The organism is Microvirga sp. GN3, from assembly GCF_055792825.1.
The window spans coordinates 1-20,630 of the sequence record NZ_JBVVAK010000109.1 but is presented as its reverse complement, the minus strand read 5'-3'; the positions used below and the strand labels follow the sequence as shown (position 1 = coordinate 20,630).

The 20,630-nt window shown below is 60.2% G+C and carries 21 protein-coding genes and 2 pseudogenes; 13 read left to right on the top strand and 10 right to left on the bottom strand.

The features are described 5' to 3' along the window. Positions 1 to 49: 49 nt before the first annotated feature. The 7 genes from ACS5Q1_RS34010 to ACS5Q1_RS33980 all read right to left on the bottom strand — a co-directional run bounded on the left by ACS5Q1_RS34010 (position 50) and on the right by ACS5Q1_RS33980 (position 7,144). Positions 50 to 646 carry a fumarylacetoacetate hydrolase family protein gene (locus ACS5Q1_RS34010; RefSeq protein WP_473102370.1) on the bottom strand — a complete coding sequence of 199 codons (597 nt, stop codon included), beginning with the start codon at positions 644 to 646 and terminating at the stop codon, positions 50 to 52. 308 nt (positions 647 to 954) lie between these two features. Beyond that, positions 955 to 1,803 carry a fumarylacetoacetate hydrolase family protein gene (locus ACS5Q1_RS34005; RefSeq protein ID WP_473102369.1) on the bottom strand — a complete coding sequence of 283 codons (849 nt, stop codon included), beginning with the start codon at positions 1,801 to 1,803 and terminating at the stop codon, positions 955 to 957. Between the two features lie 77 nt (positions 1,804 to 1,880). Beyond that, positions 1,881 to 3,179 carry an ABC transporter substrate-binding protein gene (locus ACS5Q1_RS34000; protein ID WP_473102368.1) on the bottom strand — a complete coding sequence of 433 codons (1,299 nt, stop codon included), beginning with the start codon at positions 3,177 to 3,179 and terminating at the stop codon, positions 1,881 to 1,883. A 54-nt stretch (positions 3,180 to 3,233) separates the two neighbouring features. After that, positions 3,234 to 4,082: a carbohydrate ABC transporter permease gene (locus tag ACS5Q1_RS33995; protein WP_473102367.1), complete on the bottom strand. Its 849-nt coding sequence runs from the start codon at positions 4,080 to 4,082 to the stop codon at positions 3,234 to 3,236. 12 nt (positions 4,083 to 4,094) lie between these two features. Next, a complete protein-coding gene (locus tag ACS5Q1_RS33990) occupies positions 4,095 to 5,033 on the bottom strand; it encodes a carbohydrate ABC transporter permease (protein ID WP_473102366.1) in 939 nt (312 codons plus the stop codon). Between the two features lie 81 nt (positions 5,034 to 5,114). Beyond that, positions 5,115 to 6,170 (bottom strand): ABC transporter ATP-binding protein, encoded by a 1,056-nt coding sequence (locus ACS5Q1_RS33985; RefSeq protein WP_473102365.1) that lies wholly within the window; start codon positions 6,168 to 6,170, stop codon positions 5,115 to 5,117. Positions 6,171 to 6,325: 155 nt separating this feature from the next. Next, positions 6,326 to 7,144 (bottom strand): IclR family transcriptional regulator, encoded by an 819-nt coding sequence (locus tag ACS5Q1_RS33980; RefSeq protein WP_473102364.1) that lies wholly within the window; start codon positions 7,142 to 7,144, stop codon positions 6,326 to 6,328. A 109-nt stretch (positions 7,145 to 7,253) separates the two neighbouring features. Between ACS5Q1_RS33980 and ACS5Q1_RS33975 the strand changes: the two genes are divergently transcribed. The 6 genes from ACS5Q1_RS33975 to ACS5Q1_RS33950 all read left to right on the top strand — a co-directional run bounded on the left by ACS5Q1_RS33975 (position 7,254) and on the right by ACS5Q1_RS33950 (position 13,231). Then, the gene (locus tag ACS5Q1_RS33975) at positions 7,254 to 8,015 is read left to right on the top strand and encodes an SDR family oxidoreductase (RefSeq protein ID WP_473102363.1); all 762 of its coding nucleotides are present in this window, start codon (positions 7,254 to 7,256) and stop codon (positions 8,013 to 8,015) included. 34 nt (positions 8,016 to 8,049) lie between these two features. Continuing rightward, complete coding sequence (locus ACS5Q1_RS33970) at positions 8,050 to 9,057, top strand: Gfo/Idh/MocA family protein (protein WP_473102362.1); 1,008 nt, start codon at positions 8,050 to 8,052, stop codon at positions 9,055 to 9,057. 35 nt (positions 9,058 to 9,092) lie between these two features. Beyond that, positions 9,093 to 9,845: a hypothetical protein gene (locus tag ACS5Q1_RS33965; protein ID WP_473102361.1), complete on the top strand. Its 753-nt coding sequence runs from the start codon at positions 9,093 to 9,095 to the stop codon at positions 9,843 to 9,845. Between the two features lie 267 nt (positions 9,846 to 10,112). Next, the gene (locus tag ACS5Q1_RS33960) at positions 10,113 to 11,630 is read left to right on the top strand and encodes a UxaA family hydrolase (RefSeq protein ID WP_473102360.1); all 1,518 of its coding nucleotides are present in this window, start codon (positions 10,113 to 10,115) and stop codon (positions 11,628 to 11,630) included. A 30-nt stretch (positions 11,631 to 11,660) separates the two neighbouring features. Beyond that, positions 11,661 to 11,942, top strand: a complete 282-nt coding sequence (locus ACS5Q1_RS33955) for a hypothetical protein (RefSeq protein ID WP_473102359.1) — start codon at positions 11,661 to 11,663, stop codon at positions 11,940 to 11,942. Positions 11,943 to 12,556: 614 nt separating this feature from the next. Then, entirely contained in the window at positions 12,557 to 13,231 is a 675-nt protein-coding gene (locus ACS5Q1_RS33950; RefSeq protein WP_473102358.1) for a pentapeptide repeat-containing protein, read from the top strand. Positions 13,232 to 13,240: 9 nt separating this feature from the next. Here ACS5Q1_RS33950 and ACS5Q1_RS33945 read toward each other — a convergent pair whose 3' ends face one another. Further along, a complete protein-coding gene (locus ACS5Q1_RS33945; RefSeq protein ID WP_473102356.1) occupies positions 13,241 to 14,044 on the bottom strand; it encodes a DUF1194 domain-containing protein in 804 nt (267 codons plus the stop codon). A 453-nt stretch (positions 14,045 to 14,497) separates the two neighbouring features. Here ACS5Q1_RS33945 and ACS5Q1_RS33940 point away from each other — a divergent pair, with 453 nt between their 5' ends. Together ACS5Q1_RS33940 and ACS5Q1_RS33935 are read left to right on the top strand one after the other, a co-directional pair. Beyond that, complete coding sequence (locus ACS5Q1_RS33940; protein WP_473102355.1) at positions 14,498 to 15,100, top strand: DUF1326 domain-containing protein; 603 nt, start codon at positions 14,498 to 14,500, stop codon at positions 15,098 to 15,100. Between the two features lie 40 nt (positions 15,101 to 15,140). Beyond that, the gene (locus tag ACS5Q1_RS33935; RefSeq protein ID WP_473102354.1) at positions 15,141 to 15,932 is read left to right on the top strand and encodes a DUF2182 domain-containing protein; all 792 of its coding nucleotides are present in this window, start codon (positions 15,141 to 15,143) and stop codon (positions 15,930 to 15,932) included. A 192-nt stretch (positions 15,933 to 16,124) separates the two neighbouring features. Here ACS5Q1_RS33935 and ACS5Q1_RS33930 read toward each other — a convergent pair whose 3' ends face one another. After that, positions 16,125 to 16,337 carry a hypothetical protein gene (locus ACS5Q1_RS33930; protein ID WP_473102353.1) on the bottom strand — a complete coding sequence of 71 codons (213 nt, stop codon included), beginning with the start codon at positions 16,335 to 16,337 and terminating at the stop codon, positions 16,125 to 16,127. A gap of 422 nt (positions 16,338 to 16,759) precedes the next feature. Here ACS5Q1_RS33930 and ACS5Q1_RS33925 point away from each other — a divergent pair. From ACS5Q1_RS33925 to ACS5Q1_RS33905, 5 genes and pseudogenes are all read left to right on the top strand, one after another. Further along, positions 16,760 to 16,911: pseudogene (locus ACS5Q1_RS33925) on the top strand (IS6 family transposase); the annotation flags it as partial. A gap of 94 nt (positions 16,912 to 17,005) precedes the next feature. Continuing rightward, a complete protein-coding gene (locus ACS5Q1_RS33920) occupies positions 17,006 to 17,578 on the top strand; it encodes an IS6 family transposase (protein ID WP_473102352.1) in 573 nt (190 codons plus the stop codon). Positions 17,579 to 18,032: 454 nt separating this feature from the next. Then, the gene (locus tag ACS5Q1_RS33915; RefSeq protein ID WP_473102351.1) at positions 18,033 to 18,989 is read left to right on the top strand and encodes an AraC-like ligand-binding domain-containing protein; all 957 of its coding nucleotides are present in this window, start codon (positions 18,033 to 18,035) and stop codon (positions 18,987 to 18,989) included. A 191-nt stretch (positions 18,990 to 19,180) separates the two neighbouring features. Beyond that, positions 19,181 to 19,450, top strand: a complete 270-nt coding sequence (locus ACS5Q1_RS33910; RefSeq protein WP_473102350.1) for a hypothetical protein — start codon at positions 19,181 to 19,183, stop codon at positions 19,448 to 19,450. 176 nt (positions 19,451 to 19,626) lie between these two features. Further along, positions 19,627 to 19,794 (top strand): hypothetical protein, encoded by a 168-nt coding sequence (locus ACS5Q1_RS33905; protein ID WP_473102349.1) that lies wholly within the window; start codon positions 19,627 to 19,629, stop codon positions 19,792 to 19,794. Positions 19,795 to 20,006: 212 nt separating this feature from the next. Here ACS5Q1_RS33905 and ACS5Q1_RS33900 read toward each other — a convergent pair. Beyond that, positions 20,007 to 20,630 (bottom strand): annotated as a pseudogene (locus ACS5Q1_RS33900) (IS6 family transposase); the annotation flags it as partial.

The following is a 20,630-nucleotide window of genomic DNA, read 5'->3' as shown; positions in this document are numbered from 1 at the left end:
GTGTAGACGAAAGGCCCTCATCAGCGCACAAGGCGAATGAAGTCAGGCACTAATCAGCAAAACGAGCCGATACTTGGCCGACTTTATCGAGCTGAGCTTCTAAGAGACCAGCGGCACGGACGGGCAGGACACCACAAAGACTTCCAGTCGTCACGATCTGGCCTGCTTTCAATCCCCCGAGACAGTCGCTTTGCTCGTTCGCATAAGCCAGCAGAGGCAACAGTGGATCTCCGGCAGGATGAGATGCGGGGGCTTGATGGAGAGGGGTCCCATTCAGCGTCACATGACAGGCTAGCCCAGCTACTTGGTCGAAGGTCGAGAGCGGTAACCTATCACCAATGACGTAAGCCCGGTTTCCGAGGTTATCGGCCAGAAACGATAAGAAGGGCACATTCGCCGCGTCCTCGAACCGTCCACCAATCACCTCGATTCCAAGGACGAGGCTCTCGATCGCGTCGAGGACATCGGAGCGATCGTATGCGCCGGTCTCTCGTCTTGGGAGATCCCTTCCGAGTCGGACCGCAAGTTCGACCTCGATCGTACAATTTGGAAACAGGCGGATTTCTGCAGAGGCGGGATACACATCCAAGAGCGGAGCGGCGATAGGCCTTTTCTCTGGCCCGATTGCCACCTTCCAGCCGCCCACGGGCCGAGCCGACTGCCCCTGCACCAAAGCCTGGATCTGCATTGCACTCCTCGCGTTGGCCGGCATAGGCAGGGCAGTGTTCGCAACACCCTTCCCAGACGCCCGCGCTCGGACCAATTCGGCTGCAATCGTTTCAGTTTCAGCAGAGAGCGAGTGCTCAAGAGTCATTCTAACCTCGTCGTTGTCGGCCGTTTTGCGAGCCGTCTATGACCATGAGATACCAACACTGTCACATCGGTGGCTCAGACGATGAGCGATCTTGCCGGCACTCCGCGTGCATACGGGACCGCTCACCTCTAGAGTTACAATTAGGCGGCTTCAGCCACTACGGTCTGGCTCTGCTCGCCTAGCCCTTCGATGCCGAGCGTGATGACCTGGCCGGGACGCAGATAGACCGGAGGCTTCATTCCCTGCCCAACGCCAGCGGGTGTCCCTGTGATAATCACGTCACCAGGATGCAGCGTCATGAGTCCGCTGAGGTAACTGACAATTCGGGCCACGCTAAAGATCATGTTCGCTGTCGTGCCGTCCTGACGCCGTACACCGTCAACATCGAGCCAGAGTCGGAGATCTTGTGGGTTCGGGACCTCGTCAGCCGTGACGAACCAAGGGCCAATGGGACCGAAGGTGTCGCAACTCTTGCCTTTCGTCCACTGACCCGTCCCTTCGGTCTGGAACGCCCTCTCTGACACATCATTGGCGAGGAAGTAGCCTGCAACATGCTCGAGGGCACGTTCCTCGGACACATACTTCGCCTTCGTTCCAATCACCACTCCCAACTCGACCTCCCAGTCAAGCTTGGTCGAACCGCGGGGTTGAACGATGTTATCGTTGGGACCGACGATGGCGCTCGTCGCCTTCATAAACACGACGGGCTCGGCAGGGGCCTCATTGCCCGTTTCTCGCGCGTGATCGATGTAATTGAGACCAATACAGATGAATTTGCCTACCTCTTTGAGACACGGTCCGATCCGCTCCACCTGGCCAACCACCGGCAGCGTCTTTGGATCGCGCTCGGCAATCCGGCGCAGCCCATCAGGAGTTACACATGCTCCGTCCACATCCTGGATTATCCCGCTGAGATCCCGGACTGTACCATCGCTTGCGAGAAGAGCAGGTTTTTCCTCTCCCGCCGGTCCGTACCGAAGCAACTTCATATTTGACACTCCATCTGTTGTGGGGTGGAGCGGAGGACGCCCGCCGCTCCACCATGTTTGACTGACTGACTGCGCGGTTACCGCGACTTACTCAACGCCTCGTCATAGCGCTTGACGACTTCGGCGTAGGCATTCTCGGGTGACTCATCGCGCAACACCATTTTCTGGAAGGCCTCCCCGACGATCGTGTGGAAGGTCGACAGGATCGGGGTGTAAGCCACAGTGCGGCCACGCTGGCTGATCAGCTCAGCCCACTGTGTCTGGTTCTTGGCTGCTTCGGCTTGGAAGTACGGGGCACTGTAGGCCGATTTCCTCGATACGACCTCGCCGCCCTCGGCCGCGATCGCCTGCGCCTCTGGGGACACCATGAACTTGACAAAGGTCCACGCGGCATCCTGCTTCTTGGACTGCTTGTTCATCGCGATATGGTAGCTGTAAACAGTCTGTTTATCGGTATCGGAGAAGGCTGGTGCGGGCGCCCAGGCTAGGTCCTCACCACCACCCTGTTGTTGAACAGTCTTGAACCGATAGAGACCAAAGTTCGTCATCGCGATGGTACCGGACCTGAGGCCGTCGTGAACCTCGTTGATTCCCATCTGCGCGCTACGCAGTGACGTGACCTTGCACTTCGTGAAGAAGTCCTTGATGGTCTGGCCGGTGCGAACGAAGGATTCCTTTGTGAACGCGATCTTGCCGTCGGGAGCGAAGTACTGGCCGTTGTTGCCCGGGAGCATCGAGCTGAGGAAGAACTCCCCGAGGCCTTGGGCGCCACCAAGGCCGCCGGTTGCGCCAAGCGGGACAGCAAATCCAATGATGTTGGGCTGCTTGAATTTCGGGCCCGCTGCACAAACCTCGTCCCAGGTCTTCGGCGGGGTTACCCCCGCTTCCTGAAGGGCGCCCTTGCGATAGAAGAGGATCGGGATGCGGAAGTCCTGAGGAAGGCTGAACAGCTTTCCGTCCACCTGAGCACTGGAAAGCGGAAGAAGCCAGTCCTCGTTGGGGAGCCCATCTTTCTTGACCAGATCATCGAGCTGGACAAGATTGCCGGTGGCCGCAAACTCGGCGATCGCGAAGCCCACGATGCGCACGACGTCAGGGGTTTCGCTGCGGGATTTGATCGACCTCGAGACCGTTTGCCCTGTCGGATCAACGAGCAGCTTGATCTTGATATCCGGGTTCTTGCTCTCGAAGGCCTGGATCATCTTCGTCTGGGCTGCGGCCCGGGGATCGTTCGCATTATTCGGGTCAAGAAAGGTCGAGTAGACGATTTCCCTACCTTGTGCGAGGGCTCCCCCCGTGAATGACGCGAATGCGCCTGCACAGACAGATAGTACGGCCGCCGCTTTGATCATTGTTCGCCTGGACGTGGCATACATGGCTGTTTTCCTCCCTAGTTTGAAGCATGTGACATGCAGGCTATAGATGCTGGCTCAGCCTTTCACCGCGCCAGCTGTAAGGCCGGAGATGAACCATTTTTGAACGAAGCCGAACATGAGGATCACGGGCATCGATGCGATGATGACGAAAGCCATCATGTACGACCACGAGATGCCGATCGCGTCGAAGACTTGGTTGACGAGGGCAACCTGAAGGGTTCTCTTGGCCACTTCGGGAGCAAAGACTGCAACAGTGATGTAATCGTTCCAGGTGGTGACGATGCCGATCGTCGCAACCGCGGCGATACCAGGTCGTATCAGCGGCAGGATGAGGTTCCAGACGATCTGAAATCGGTTCGCGCCATCCATGAAGGCCGAGTCCTCGATCTCCACTGGGACCGCTTCGACGAAGTTGGCAATGAACCAAACCGTTTGTGGAATGATGCGTGCCGAGAGAATAATGGTGACCACGATCCCGCTGTTGAGCAGTCCGACAGCGTCGAGCAGGTAGTACGTGGGAACCAGCAGCGCGACGCCTGGCACCATTGATGTCGCCAGGATCACGAGCATCAGGACCCGCTTGCCCTTAAAGGAGAAGCGTGCGGCTGCGTAACCAGCAGGGATCCCAACCAGGAGCGCGAGAGCGACAGCGCCAACGGCATAGGCAACCGAATTCCAGAAATCCTGAAGGAAGGACTGGTCCCGGAAGACTTTGAAGTAGTTCTCCAGTGTTGCCACGTTCGGCCAGAGGGTTGGAGGGACAGCGACCGCCTCCACTTCAGTCTTGAACGAGGTCGCCAGGGCCCAGGCCACGGGCCCGAGCACAATGACCGCAAAGAGGAAGGACCCGAGGATTGCTGGTACCCGCCCGGTGGGGCGACCAGAGGATATGGCGGCACTCATATGCAGGGTATCCTATCCAGTGACGCGACCGGTGAGCCGGATGTAGAGCACACCGAGGGCGACGTTGATCAAAAGGACGACAATCGAGACAACCGCCGTAGGTCCGATATTGACGGCCTGGATGGTGCCGCGGAACGCCTCGAAGCTTAAGGTGGTCGTGGCCCCGAGCGGTCCGCCGCCAGTCATGACGATAATCAGCGTCATCAGGGTCAGGTACATGATCGAGAGGGTGAGTGCAGTGCTGCCCAAGGTCGGGAGGATCTGTGTCAGCGTGATATGCCGGAACTTGATCAGGGCACCGCCGCCGTCGATCTCCACTGCTTCGTAAAGCTCCTTGGGAATGGACTGCATCGCGGCCGTGGTCATGACCATGACGTAAGGGAATGACCACCAGGCGGTAGCGACGATGATGAGCGGCAACGCAAGGCCCGGATCGCCCAACATCAGCCCGGGATCAAGACCGATCACCTGCATCAGGTAGGGGATAGGCCCAAACGACGGATTGAGAAGCCAAAGCCAGATGCTCCCCACCACCGACATGGACAGCGTCCATGGAAAAAGAATGAGCACTCGCAGGACCGATCCGGTGGCCCCGGCGTTGTTCAGGACGAGCGCCGCTGCCATGCCGAGGGCCAAGGCGCCCGCAAGCGATCCGACGACGTAAGCCAGCGAGATGAAAGTCGTGTCCCAAAATGCCGAGGAGCCGAACACCTCCGCGTAATTGGCCAGGCCCACAAACCCTGTGAGCTCGTAGTACCGTGTCTTTTGAAAGCTCAGCCAGGTGACAAAGACCGATGGGTAAAGCGTGACGAGAAACAGGATCAGGATCGCTGGGGCAAACCAAAGATAGGGAGCCCATGAGAAGCGAGCTCCGCTGTGAGTGTCCAGCGTTTCGCCTAAAAGACCAGCTCCAGCGGAATTGGCCACGGCCTGGGTTCGGGTTGCTGACATGTTCGTTCCGTGTGGTTCTCTCGATCGCGATGCGTGCGGTGCTCCAGCCGTAGGGCTGGCGTTTCGTCAGTTCGTCAGTGCCTACGAGAGGCGCTGGCCGTCACGTTCGCTGAACAGATGGATGCGGGACACGTCCGGGATGACCCGAATGGTTTCTCCAACGCGGGGAGGGACGCGATCCCGAAAAATGCAGACAATGCTCTGAGAGCCATGTCGAGCAATGACCTGCGTTTCGGAGCCTGTCGGTTCGACGACGGCTACGGTGAGAGGCAATCCGTCATCGTTCAAGACAAGATGCTCGGGGCGGACTCCATAGACGACGTCACCGGAAGGCACATGTCGAAAGCCGGCCGGCAAAGGCAGGGCAGACCCGTCTTCGAGCACGAACCGCCCTTGTTCACAGCGTCCTTTCAGGAAGTTCATCGCTGGAGAGCCGATGAAGCCAGCCACGAACATATTGGCGGGACTGTCGTAAAGCTCGAGCGGTGCGCCGACCTGCTCCACGACGCCGTCATGCATGACGACGATCTTGTCGGCCATCGTCATGGCCTCGACCTGGTCGTGCGTCACGTACACCGTGGTGGTCCTCAAGCGCTGATGCAGTTCCTTGATCTCGGTGCGCATCTGCACCCGGAGCTTGGCGTCAAGGTTCGACAACGGCTCGTCAAAGAGGAAGACTTGCGGGTTTCTGACGATCGCACGCCCCATTGCCACGCGCTGCCGCTGGCCTCCCGAGAGTTGGCGGGGATAGCGATCAAGAAGCTTGGTGAGGCTAAGGATCTCAGCCGCGCGCTTAACACGCGCCTCGCGCTCCTCACGGGGAGCCTTTTTCAGCTTCAGGGAGAAACCCATGTTCTCAGCAACGGTCATGTGGGGATAGAGCGCATAGTTTTGAAACACCATAGCAATATCGCGCTCCTTTGGTGGAACGCCGTTCACGGTACGACCGCCAATCTGGATTTCCCCGCCCGTGATGTCTTCGAGGCCGGCGATCATGCGCAGCAATGTCGACTTCCCGCATCCGGATGGCCCGACCAACGTCACGAACTCACCGTCGCGAATATCAACTGAGACGCCGTGGAGCACGGAAGCGGCGCCATACGCCTTGCGGACTGCTTTTAGCTCAACGTTAGCCACTGTTCCCTCCTTGGCCCGCGGTGCGGTCGCTCTTTGCTGGCCCGGTTCAGGTCCCGTTGTTACTGGAACGCTATTCCACTAACTGGCTTGGTGTCAACTCTGCCGCCCCGCCTCTGCGGCAATTAGCAACGAGGTTGATAGATTAATGAGCTTCGTCAGGCACTTGAGGTAGCTTGGGCCGGCGGGACCTGCCTGAGGGGAGAGGCAATCCGGTAGGGCCAGAGGGCAGAAAGTTCCTGCGCAGCTGACTTGACCTGCTCCGCCACCTGCGGAACCACAGCCGGAGAGAAGCGATGGGTTGGGCCGGCAACGCTCACCGTTCCAACAACCTGCTCGCCCACGCGGATCACGGCGGCAACGGCGGCAACTCCAGGCTCAGCCTCTTCAATTGCAGCAGCCCAGCCCTGCTCTTGGGTTTCGTCCAGGGCCGCGGAGAACGTTTGCTTCGTCGTAATTACCCTAGGACCGCCCATATCGGTACGTCCCAGACCACTGGCAACAGCGCGGGCCAGAGCCTCCTCTCGATCGAGTGTCGCCAGCCATGCTTTCCCGTTTGCTGTCGTATGAAGGGGAACTTGTGCCATGACATCAGGCTGGTAGATCAAGCCGGACCGTGCGCCTTGCGACTGCGCAATCCAGGTGAGGCCGTCTGGATCGACAATCGCAATCCTACCAAGACCTTCTGTCGCATTTGCCAACCGATCCAGGATTGGTTGGCAGATGTCCGGGATCCGCGTCCCGACCAGGAGGCGCTGGCCAACTACAGCCAGGCGCAGGGACAGGCGGTAGAAGCCGTTGTCAGGATCCTGCTCGGCCCAGCCCAGGTCGCACAAGGTGGTGAGAAGACGGTGAGCCGCGCTCTTAGGCACATCTAGGCGGCGGCTGATCTCGCCGAGTGGCATCGCCCCCGCATGCTCACTGAGCAGTGTGATGAGGTCGAAGCAGCGTTCGACGAGGGATTTGACAAGTCGCATGGCACCACGTTATCAAGATTACTGGAACGGCATTCCACTAGCACAATCTGCGGGATTTCGCAAACCAGAGCGCTCTAATCGTCCCGCCGAGCCAACTCCGGGAGTCAACATGAGTTCAAATCAGCAGGACCTGTCGGGCAAGATCGCCGTGGTCACAGGCGCAGGGCGCGGATTGGGTAGCGCTATCGCCGATGTTCTCGCCGACCGTGGGGCTCATGTGATCGTCAACGACCGCACGCTCGAACCAGCGACCGAGGCCGCGGAGGCCATTCGAGGACGCGGTGGAAACGCCAGCGCCATCGCTTTTGACGTGGCTGACACGTCCCAGGTTGAGGAGGCCTTCCGCCAGCTCCTCGCCGACCATGGTCGTGTCGACATCCTGATCAACAACGCTGGAATAGGCGACTTCGTCAGCTTTCCCGAGATTAGCTCCGAGAAATGGGATCGGATGATCAACATCCATCTCAAAGGCTCGTTCAATTGCTGCCAAGCCGTTCTCGCCGCGATGAAGGCACAACAATATGGGAAAATCGTCAACGTAAGTTCGGTCGCCGGTAAGCGCGGCGACTTCATTGGGAATGCACATTATACCGCTGCGAAGGCTGGAATCATTGGCCTGACGAAATCCCTGGCGCTCTACGCGGCACCGTTTGGAATCAACGTCAATGCGATCGCGCCAGGCCTCGTCGCAACGGAACTTACCGATGAGATGAGCCCCGATATGAAGGCGACGACCATCTCTCGCATTCCTGCGGGCCGCCTTGGGCGCCCAGAGGAGATTGCACGGGCCGCTGCCTTCCTCGTGTCAGATGATGCAAGCTACATCTTCGGTGAGACATTGAGTGTGAATGGTGGCTCCTACATGGACTAATGGCCTGGCCAATCGCAATGCTACGGAGCCTCCAATGAGAATTGCTGTTTTCGACGTCAGCCATTGGCACTTTCCCCTGTATCTCTCCGCGTTGCGAGATCCTGGTATCCAGGTGGTGGGTATCTCAGATGCTGCGTCATTTGCCGGAGCACGAGTCGCAGATCAGCTGAATTGTAACCTGTACGACTCCAACGAAGATCTCCTGAATGAGGATTTCGACTTTGCTCTGGTGTTCAGCCGCCACTCTGAGATGGCGGGACTGGCCGAGCGGCTGATTGTCCGCAGCATTCCGTTTCTGATCGAAAAGCCCTGTGGGCTTAATCTCCAGGAGGTCCGTCGGATACGGCAGCTGTCGGAGAAGCACGGTGTTTACGTCAGTGTTCCCTTCATCATGCGCGTGAGCGATCTCGCTGCTCGTCTTTCGCCCGCCGAGGGATTTACGCCGGAAGGATATCAGCATCTCTCGTTCAGGTTCATCGTGGGCCCGGTCGCTCGATATGAGCGTGGCGGGTGCAGCTGGATGCTTGACAGACGATATGCAGGTGGAGGGTCCACGCTGAATGTCGGGGTCCATTTCATTGACCTGATCTCATCTCTGACAAATGGCCCGATTACCCAGGTTTCGGCTCAGATGCGAACGTATCGACCCGATGTCACCGTCGAGGAGCAGGCCGTATTCACCTGCCGAAACGCTGCAGGCCAAATCGGAGTAATTGAAACGGGCTACCTGTATCCATCAACGGCGGAGGATCAGCGAGACTTTGCATTCTCCATCTCGCATACCTCCTCCTACATCCGGGGTTATGCGGACCAGCTTTACATCAAAGGACGCGACCAACAGCAGGAACGCGCTACGACGGTCGAGTATAATACGGACGAATTCTATTCCGTGTTCTTAAGGCGCAGTTGGATGGATTTGACGGAGGGTCGTCCTCCGGTTGCAGGTTTGCGCGAGGCGGAGCATGCGGTCGCTGTCGTCGAGGCGGGATACCGATCTGCGGCCAACGGCGGTGCGCCGGAACCAGTCGACCTAGCCCCATAGGACCGTTGCTGCCCAACGGCTCTATCCAACCCCCTATGTTCAGCTTGATCGTTTCGACCTTTGCTATCGATCGCGCCGAACCAGAAACAGTGTGTAAAGAGGAGAAGTCCATGTCGTTGTCAGGATCAGGCGTCATTGCAATTTGGAACGACATCACTGAAGAGGGACGCGCAAACTTTTACGATTGGCATGACCGAGAGCACATTCCGGAGCGGGTCGGCACCCCAGGCTTTCTGCGCGGCCGCCGCTACATCGCTCTGTCGGGAACACCGCAGTACTTCACTCTTTATGAGGTTCGAGACCGGTCTGTGCTCACTGGACCGGATTACTTAGCGCGACTGAATAGCCCGACGGAGTGGACCTCACTCTCGGTTCAGCACTTCAGAAACACATCTCGCTCACTTTGTGATGTCGAGGTCTCGTTGGGTAACGGGTCAGGTGGCTTCATCGGGACGATCCGCTTCGACTGCGAGGCGGGACGGGATGCGGACATTCTCGCCAGGCTGTCTCACGCCATCCTACCCGAAGTCACAAAAGCGCCTGCAATCTGCGCGGCCCATATCTGCCGGGCGGATGAGGGTGCGAGCAACGTCCAAACAGCCGAGCAACGGGGCCGCGCCGCCAATATGGTTCCTCGTTGGGTGATCATCGTGGAAGGCGCTACGCAGGAAGCCGTCGACCATGTCCTGTCCACGCATCTGAGCCCGGCGGTTTTCAGTGATTTGGGCGCTCCAGAAGTCCTGCATGGAGTTTATTGTTTGCAACACGACCGTCTCGCCGCTCGATGACGGGGTTGCCGTTTCCAGGGCGAAGGGGCTCAGCTGCCTAACGAGAAACCCGACCGGCAGGAACATCGTAAGAAGGGCGCCCGCCGACTCGTGATCTGACTATGTAGCACAGACGTATATGCTCAAGCGGGTCGGCAAAGGCGCATCGCCAAATAAAATGAGACATTCTATCGATGCAGGTTCTTTATCTGCGCCGAGACCTAAGCAGACGCAGCGGATGGGACCTATTTGGTCGATACGCGGTTTCACAAAAAGGAGTCCGGGACGATGCACCCCGTTATATGCCTTCATCCCGACGATAATGTCGTGATTGCGCGCACGACCCTGATGGCTGACACGCCCGTCGCGGATGGGATCGCAACCTCTGTCCGCATTCCTGCCGGACATAAGGTCGCTGTGCGGCCGATCGCTCAAGGCGAGCCAGTGCGCCGCTACAGCCAGGTTATTGGCTTTGCGACAGCCGATATCGCCCCTGGACAGCACGTCCATGTCCACAACATGGGAATGGGAGAGTTTGCGAAAGACTATGCCTATGGTCGGGACGCGAAGCCGACCGACTATGTCGAGGTCCCGGCCACATTCGAAGGCATTCGCCGTCCCGACGGCCGCGTCGCGACCCGCAACTACATCGGCATCCTGACCTCAGTGAATTGCAGCGCCCATGTGGCGAGCCTCGTGGCCGACGCGTTCAAGCGGCATCCCTTTACCGGGTTCGAGCCGCTGGCCGACTATCCGAACGTCGACGGCGTCGTCGCGCTAACGCACAAGACCGGCTGCGGCATGCCGGAGGGAGAGCCTCTTCAGCTCTTGCGGCGCACCCTCGCCGGATATGCGCGCCACCCGAACTTCTCCCATATCGTCGTGCTTGGGCTCGGTTGCGAGGTGAACCAGATTGGCGCAATGCTAAAGGAGCACAACCTTACCGACCGAATCCGCAACATGGATATTCAGGCGATGGGCGGCACCCGCAAGACCGTGGAGGCCGGCATGGATTTTGTGCGGGAGGTTCTGGCCGAAGCGAACCACGTGCATCGGGAGACGGTGCCGGCGACGGAGCTGAAGGTTGCCCTGCAATGCGGTGGGTCGGACGGCTACTCCGGGGTTTCGGCCAATCCAGCCCTCGGGATCGCGAGCGATCTCGTGGTGCGCAACGGCGGCACGGTGATCCTATCCGAAACCACCGAGACCTATGGCGCCGAGCATCTCTTCACCCGTCGGGCCGTCAGCCAGGAGGTCGGCGAGAGGCTGGTCGAACTGATGCGGTGGTGGGAGGACTATACCCGCAAGCACGGCGCGGAGATCAACGCCAATCCGTCGCCTGGCAACAAAGCCGGGGGGCTGACCACCATTCTGGAAAAGTCCCTCGGTGCCATGGCCAAGGCTGGCAGCACCAATCTCGTGGACGTGATCAAATACGCTGATCCTGCGACGGCGAAGGGGTTCGTGTTCATGGACACGCCGGGGTTCGATCCGGTCTCGGCGACCGGACAGGTCGCAGGTGGCGCGAACGTCGTGTGCTTCACCACTGGGCGCGGTAGCGTTTTCGGCTGCAAGCCGGCGCCATCGATTAAGATTGCCACCAACACGCCTCTTTACAGGCGGATGGAAGAGGACATGGACGTGAACTGCGGCACGATCCTCGATGGCGAGGAGAGTGTGCAGGACTCTGGACAGCGCATCTTCGACCGCATCCTACGGGTCGCTTCCGGCGAGCGCACCAAGAGCGAGGTGTTCGATTTCGGATCGGCCGAGTTCGCGCCATGGCCGCTCGGCGTTACGGTCTGAGGCACCGGCTGCATTCTGAGGGAGGACAGCATGACGGATCGCAGGCGGGATCGTTCCGAGACCGATCCGAAGGCGGTGGAAGCCCGCAAGCTGGCTGAGCAGGGCCTTCACGAGCAGGCCATCGGCCATGACGATGAGGCAGACCGCCTTCTCGTCATGGCGCAGGACATGGATCCGGAGACCGTCGCCGATGTGCTTCGCGAGCATGACGCCGCGCGGGCACCGGATGCAAGGTTACAAGCCACGGCGGACCAGGACGTGGAGCGGGTTCTTCCGCGCATCAAGCCCGGCCCCGATCCGTCCAGCGGCTGAGCCAAGGAGCGAACACGGTCGCAGGCATTTCGAGGGGCCGTTTTAGGCGGCGAAACCCCGCTCCCGAAAAGCCGCTCACATCTGGTCTATGACCCAGACGTCGACGAGGCGGAGAACGAGGACCTCTGGCTCGACGTGGTCAAGCGTACCGAGAAGTGGCCCGCGGTCGCGGCGGCCGCTATCGAATCCCTCGCCCCCTAATCTGCCCCGCTTACGCCCGCAAGCAGCAAGGGATCGACCGAGATGGCTCTCTTCAGCTCACGGAGGGCAAAGGTCGAGCGCGAGTGGCGAATGCCTGGAATCCGATAAAGGCTCTCGTGTGAATCGGCCCCGAAGGTTGTCCCCTCGCTAGGGAAGCGCAATGCCTTGGTTTAGCGACACAAAATAGAAATTCGGCGGGGTCACGATCGGCGCCGATGATGACCCCGCCGACGCCATGAATTTGCAGCAACGTCATGCAATTTATGGCAGTCGGTTCGGGGGTCAGCATTCGATGCTGATTCACACGTTGCCCATGTGAAAGCCTGTCCGTGTCAGACGAAGTCGTGATATGCTTTTGCACTCGAGTGGCAGACCGATGTGAGCTATCAATCCGACGCACAGGAGGCACATCCATGACGGCACGAGCGCATTATCGGCTCCTGGCTCTGCTCACGGCCACGTGGGTTGCTTCGGTCCTGTCGTCCAACCCAACCTGGGCGGGGGACGCGAGCGATCTCAATCGGTTCCGCGGGACAGGACAGTGTGAGGAATGTGACCTGAGGGATGCTGGGCTGAGCGGCATCACCGCGCGGGAGGCCAATCTGGGCAAAGCCAACCTTGCAGGAGCCGACCTCAGCGGAGCCATTCTTTCCCGAGGCCGTTTTGTCCACGCAAGATTGGACCGCACCAACCTCAGCAAGGCCAACCTGATCGGGGCCAACCTGACAGAAGCCTCTGCTGCAAGAGGAAGTGTCAATCTCACCAAGGCGGTCCTGTATCAGGCTAACCTGAGCGGCGCGAACCTGGCTGGGGCTGACCTGACCGGGGCCGACCTGACGGGGGCGGATCTCACCGAGGCTGACCTGACCGGAGCCAACCTGACGGAAGCCAATCTGGACAACACGACCTTGTCGGATACCAACCTGACGGGCATCAACTTGACACGCGCGAGCCTGAGGGAAACCTACCTGTACAGTGAGTCCGATACCTGGCGCCGCCTGACCGAGGATGACCTGACGCATGCCATCCTCTGTGCAACCGCCATGTCGGACTGTGCGGAGATGAGCTATCGCGATTGCCCGCGCTAGCGGAGCCATCTACTGGCCTGTCCGGCGTCTCATCTGAAGTTCCACGGCCGAGCAGTCGTAGGCCGGGGCGATCTGAACCGGATGAACCACAGCGTCGGGCTGAGACTGATCGGCAATCTCGCGGATGATCTTGTCCCGGATGGCCCTGGCAAACTGCGTCAGCTTCCGGACCGGGATCGTGAAGGCGCCGGGACCGCCGATGACGCAACTGCGGAAGTAGAGATTGAGATCCGGGATGTCCCAGATGCCATCCGGCCGCTTCAGCATGATCGGCAGGCCGTTGATGGTGATCCCTTGGGCCAGGGCCGCCTCGCGAACCGCAGCCAGGCTTTCGCCCTGGTTGTTCGCCCCGTCACCGGAGATGTCGATCACCTGCCGGGTTGCCAGGAATCTGCTCTCGTGAAGCTGTCTGAGGCCGAACGTGATGGCTCCGGAGAGGGAGGTATGGCCGGAGTGATGAAGAGGGCTGCGCGCGAGGCGATCGGCAAAGTCGAGCGCCTCGGCGGATTGCCCGATCAAGGTCCATGGAGCAACGATCTTCTGATACGACGAGCCTGCCCATTCGAAGTACGTGACGGCAATACGGCCCAGCTCGCCTTTGCGAATGGCGCTGTGCACCTCCGGCGAGCGAAATGCCGCGATGAAGCCCTGACGCTGAAGCTCCTGCTCCTCCGTCTCCATGGACGACGAGACATCAACCGCGAGGACGAGCGCAAGATCAACCTCGGTCTCGGCTCTGGTGCTCGCAGGGAAGAGGACAAGCATTGCTGCAGCGAGCCACGGAGCAAGAATGGTGGATCTCATCAACCCCATGACGACCTCCCATCCACCCGGTCGAACCAACGGTGAAGCAGCATCGAAGGCTACACCGGGCCGACTGTCATGAATGTACGACTTCGCTGGCGAATTCATAGCGTCAGCGGGATCCTGATTGGCGCCGGAAGCGGAGCGAAGGAGCAGAATGCGAAACGGCAATCCTTTCCGGCTGCTGGCTCAGCCCGCGAATGCATGATGGCGTCAGCCGATACAAGGGGAGGATAAGGATCTGTGGGCCACCGAGTTGTGAATCCGCATCAGAAGCCCGCCACCTCAGCACATTGACTTGCCCCTCAGGTGAGCGCTGCTTCCAGGCGGGCATAGCTGCCAACATGCTTGCATGCTCCCCGCGTGGGGCGCTGCTAGGCAGTTTGCGATAGCCGCCTCGGGACCAGCGTGGTAGTATGAGATCTCCTTTGGTGACCGCGCTGGGGGACAGGAGGTGCGGCCATGGGATACTACCTCAAAGGTGAGCTGCTCGAGGTTTGCGACTGCAACACGCTCTGTCCCTGCTGGATCGGCGAGAACCCGGACAATGGCACGTGTCAGTCCTCGCTGGCCTACCGGATCGAGCGTGGCGAGATCAATGGCACCGATGTTTCGGGGCTGAACTTCGGCGTCGCCGCGTTCATCCCGGGCAATGTGCTGGAAGGCGGATGGCGCGCCATCCGCTATATCGACAGCCGGGCCACTGCTGAACAGGAAGCTTCTCTTCTCAAGGTGTTTCGCGGAGAACTCGGCGGTCCGCTTGCCGATCTTGCGGGGCTTGTCGGTGAGGAAGTGGCGGTGCGTCGAGTCCCGATCACGTTCAATGTGGAGGAGGGAGCTGGGACGCTGCGCATCGGCGATGCCGTCGAAGCCGAGATGGCGCCTTATCGAGGGCCAACAGGAGAGCCGACAAAGCTCGTCGAGAGCATCTTCTCGACAATCCCGGGCTCTCCCGCTTATGTGAGCAAGGCATCCCGGTTCCGACTGGCCCAGCCAGAACTCGGAATCGACCTTGATATCTCGGGCCGCAACGCCATTCAGGGCTATTTCGAACTGCAGGGCTGAAGGCGAAACTGCCTCCCCGATGTGATTGCGACGCCGCACCATGAATAGGGTCACGTCACACGATCGCGCCTTTCTGCCGCTGTTTGCCGGCATAATCCTGCTCGCCTGGGGTGCCCTCGTCATCTGGGACGTTTCTCCCTATGCCCGCTATCTCGACCACGACTGGACACAGCTGGGTCTCATCGCGACCCTGTGCACGGCTCTTCCGGCGGGAACCGTGCTCGTGCCGCTGCTGCTTTACGTGAGCGGCTGGGTGCTCATGACGGCCGCGATGATGCTGCCGACGACCCTGCCGCTCATCACCGTCTTTCGCCGGTTGACGATGCGGCGCCGCAATCGCGCAGCACTCCTCGCGCTGCTGCTCGTCGGTTATCTCATCGCCTGGCTCGGGTTCGGTCTCGCAGCCCACGTGCTGGGCCTTGCTCTGATCGAAGTCGTCCGGCGGTCACCCTGGCTCACCTTCAACGGTTGGCCGATTGCGGCGGCGGTCCTATTCCTGGCCGGCCTGTTCCAATTCTCGTCCCTGAAGTATCGCTGCCTCGAAGCCTGTCGCTCCCCCATCGGCTTCGTCACCGCCCGCTGGCAGGGCCGCCGACCGCGAATGGAGAGTTTCCACCTTGGTCTTGCGCACGGCGTTTACTGTGTCGGTTGCTGCTGGGCCCTCATGCTGTTGATGTTTGTCGTCGGCACGGGAAGCATCGGCTGGATGCTGGCGCTCGGTGCACTCATGGCTTTTGAGAAGAACAGCCCTTGGGGACGCCGCATGGCCGGGCCTCTCGGCAGCGTGTTGATCTGTGCAGCCTGCGTGGTGATTGCCGCTGAACTCATCTGAGACGAGCGCCGTGCTGGTCAGCATGGCCGATCTATCTCATGAGTGGACTATTCGGTGGGCTGCATTCCATGACGTCTCGTCCGACGGAATCCGAGACCTTTGACGGCGGGGAGACAAGGATTTGCGGTCCTCACGGCGCAAGCTGTGGGGGTTCGAGTCCCTCCGCCCGCACCAGTCTCCGAGTGCCGCGGCTTATGGGCCCGTCCAGGTCTCGATGGCTTCCTTCAGGCCTGCCGGCAAGTCGATCGGAGCCTTGGTCTCCGAGGCTGTTCCTGCGGAAGCGAGCTCGGCGAGGAACACCCGGTACCGTTCGACCTTTGGTTCCTGCGCCGTGTCGATGCTCTCCACGGCAGCATCATCCGGCGAACCGGAGAACAGGCAGAGGAGTGCGAGGATCGCGCGCATGGTTCGGCTCCATCAGGGAACACAGTAGGCGAGCGTACCGTGGCATTTTCGGGACCGGGGAGGTGTGCGGAAAGGCACACCCTATAGAAGGGCCGATCCATGCCGGGCACGTTGCCAGCCATCCTGGCGGACATGGTCACCCGCGCTTTGCGACCGTTGCCGCGGGCCCACCTTGCCAACGCCTGTGTCCGGAGGACAAGGCGGACACGATGATGCAGGCGTATGTTAGCCAGTTCCAACCTGTTACAGCGCTGAACACGAGACCATCAACAGCGCCAGTGACTGCGCCACCGGCGAGACCAACGAGCCCTCGAGTGGCTCTCGTCGCCCAACCATGGATGGGAACGGCGACTCGAGGGCTTCGTTGCATTAACTTTGGCGGTGTAACGAGGGTGGGTCTGTGAGGAGCCGCCCTGTTGTCTCTGTTCAAGCGCCGCCGCTTTCCGGCTGAGATCATCCTGCTGTGTGTGCGCTGGTACTGCAAGTATGGGATCAGCGATCGCAATCTCGCCGAAATGATGCAGGAGCGCAGTGTCGCGGTCGATCCCTCTACCCTCTTCGATCTGTGAGAAAATCCTCTGATGGACGGACTGGCGCAGCTCAGGCCATGCCGTGCTCCCGTGAGCCCTGTCGTGCTCCCGTGATGCGAGCAAGACAGAACACGGTCGATGTGTGGGAGATGCTTCCTGGAACGCTGCACGCTTGGGCCAGAGCTTGAGAAGCGAGTTCGTCAATACCAGGGACCTCGCTCAGGTTCCTGGCGCGTAGACGAGACGTATGGGCGGGTTGGCGGGAGATGGAAGTACCTGTTCCGTGCTGTCGACAAATTCGGCCAACTGATCGCCTCCATGCTGGCAGAGCGGCGCGATACTGGAGCAGCCTATCGCTTTCTGCGCAAAGCGCTCAAGACGATGAGCGACCATCCGCCATGCTCGATCACGACCGACAGACTGGCATCGTACCCGAAGGCCATCCGACGCTTGCAAAGCGAGGGGCTGCTGCCGAACGATGTCGAGCATCGGACATCGAAATACTTGAACAACATCATCGAAGCGGATCATGGCGCGCTCAAGCGCGTGATCCGGCCGACCCGCGGCTTTCAGAGGATGAAGACAGCTTCTGCGACTTTGAGGGGCTTTGAGGTCATGCGCATGATCCGTCGTGGCCACTGCATCCTGCCGCAGGCCGGTGTGACAGGCGAAATCCGTCTTGCGAACCAGCTCTTCGGTCTTGTCGCATGAGTGATCCGTTCGACTGGGTTCGTTGTGCCCGTTACAAGTTAATGCAACGGAGCCGTTCGACGGAACCGTTAGTCCACCGCGATGACAGCTGCCGCTGCGAGAAGGCCAAGCCCGCTCATCAAGCCTACCCATCTGAGGACATGGGCGAGGGTGTCCGTGGCTGGATGAGGTCCGTGCGACTCAACGGGGTCGTCATCAAAATCCATCGCTACCTCAATCGCGCTGAAAGGGGCGAGGTAAGGGCCGCCCGACGTTCTGGCGAATGATCTGGTCGCAGGCGGCTGATCCGTCCTGCGACATCCTCGCGAGGGTGGTGGGTAAACTTGATGATGGGCTCCTCGGGAACAGCGGAACTATCGCTTCGCATACTTGTAATATACCTGCCCGAGCCGCTCACGGCTCGGCTGCGGCGGTACAATTGCTCGGCTCATTCGCCACGGAGATAGAAAAGAGGATGGAGAGGCTGTTCTCGACGAGCGAGGTTCACCCGCGCGACCGGTTTGATTATTGGCACAGTGTTGCATGCAAGAACCTGATCGCTCATGACGCCCAGCCTGAGTGCCGGCATACCTTCCACGCCGAGCTGCAAGCCGGGGCGCTGGCCGAGGTCGGGCTGATCCTCTTCGCGAACTCGGCGATGGCGGTTGCCGTCACACGGCGGCAGTGCGCGCGTCTGGAGGCCGATGAGCTGTTCGTCTGCCGCCAAGTCGCCGGCATGCTGGTTCTGGCGCAGGCGGGGCGCGAGGTCGTGCTGGAACCCGGCGACCTGACACTGCTCGACCCCCGCATTCCCTATGAGGGGAAGTTCTCGGCGGGCTCGCAGATGCTGGTCCTGAAAGTGCCCCGGCGGGCCTTGGAGGCGCGTGTCGGCAGAACGATTGATTTGGTCAGTCGCCCCATGAAGCCAAGCGAGGCAGAGCACCGCTTGGCTTCAGGGTTTCTGGCCATGCTGCCGGATTACGCAGGTCAATTGGGCATGGCCGCCACAGAGACGCTGAAGGATCAGGCGCTCGATCTGGTGGCCCTTTCACTGGCGAAGACGCAAGAGGGGCCAAGGCCGTATCTTTCGTCGGCGCGGGCCTCTGCCCTTGTGAACGTGCGGGCGGCCATTGACGCCAGGCTGAGCGACCCGGCTCTTGACCCAGAGGCGGTGGCCGCCGCCGCCGGCCTCAGCGTGCGCTACGCCAATGTGCTGCTGGCCCAAGAGGATACGTCGATTGTCCGTCTGATTCAGTCCCGGCGATTGGAGCGCTGCTACAGAGCTCTCAAGGACCCGCTTCAAGCCCATCGCACGGTCAGCGAGATTGCCTTTGCTTGGGGCTTTGTGGACATGACCCACTTCGGTCGCCGCTTCAAAGCGGCTTACGGTGTGCTTCCAAGCGAATTCCGCAGATCCATGAAGCCGAGCTGATCGCTCGTCCAAGCCGATGGGTTCAACTCCTGCCTCCGCTGCCAGCCGCCTTCAATCCGCTCGTCACCCCAGTCATGCCATCCCCTTGCATAACACCTTCCCATCGCAGTCTCCGAAGGATTACCTCGTCCGAGCTTAGGGCAAATACTCCCAAATAGAGTATCTTAAGCCATGAGATGAGGGAGACTTGCATGACGCGAGAGCAAGTCGAGCACGTGGCGCGAACGTTCTATGAGGCCGAGTACCCTGGCAAGTGGCACGAGGCTCCCGCAACCCTCCAGGAGCGCTTCAGAGATCATGCCCGGACAGCCCTCGCCAACCTCAACCGCCAGATCGCAGCGTGCCGCTCCTCCTCCAAGCGAGTGGCAGACCCTGCTCCTGCGACACCACTGCCATCTCCAAGCTCACCGGCCCATCCGTCAGCACCCGCGGGCCGTGTTCGTCCCGAACCTCATCTATGACCTCGCGACCGTCGCCCTTGGACTACCGACCCTCCCGATGTCAAACGGTGTCGAAGCTTCGGCCTCTATCCGAGAGTTAATCTGGGTGCACCGCTAGGATTATACCCTTGATATCGAATTTATTCCGACAGGAGGTTTAAAGTGAGGGTTTGATGTCCCTTGGCTGGAGGGGGATCATGTCACACGAGCGGCAAACCCAGTGGACGCATCGGCTTGAGTACCTGCACGCCCTGCGAGAGCGCTTTATGGCAGCCCGCCAGTACGACCGGGCCTACGAGACCTACCTCACCATTCAGCACGTCTATGACCTCTGGGCGAATGAGATGTTCCGGGCGCGTGGGTAGCTCTTGGGCAGAGTTCGCCCCTTCTCCAAGGCCAAGGTATGTTCCCGCGCCGTTTCCCTGGATCGTAGCCTGATCGGCATCCGTGGCTGAAGGCGACCAAGGAGTCCCGGCGACCATGCAGAAACTTGAGGAAGCTCGGGCCAAGCCAAGCTAAGATCCGAGCCCATTGATCTTAACGACTTGAGACAGGTCTATCCTTCAGGAGCATCAGATCAGGCACTTGCGACACCCGTCACCTCGGCCCAGGCTCGGAAGGCCTGAGTTCGGAATGCGCGATGAGCGGCGGCGTGATGTTTGAAGGACGGCGGAAGAGGTTTGCCACCTGATCATGGACCGAGAGGAAGCGTTGGGCCTGCCCGGCTGATTTGAAGCGCTTCATGACGCGCTCACGTCGTCGCGTCGGCTGATAACTATTCTCGGCGCGGTTGTTCAAGCCTTTATGCTGGCGATGCTCCACATTGGGCATAACGGCTCTCTTGGCCGCGCCGTAGCTCGCGAGTTTGTCGGTGATCATCACACGCGGGGCGGTGCCCTGCTTCTTGAGCAGCTTCCGCAGCAGGCGTTTGGCTGCTTTTGCGTTACGGCGGCTCTGAACCAGGATGTCGAGCACGACTCCATGTTGATCGACAGCTCTCCAGAGCCAATGCTTCTTGCCGGCGATGCTGATCGCAACCTCATCAAGGTGCCATTTGTCTCCAGATGCGGGCAGACACCGGCGGATCCGGTTGGCATAATCCTGGCCGAACTTCAGCGCCCACTGCCGCACGGTCTCGTAGCTGACCAGGATACCTCGGGCGGCGAGCATCTCCTCGACCATGCGCAGGCTCAACGGAAAC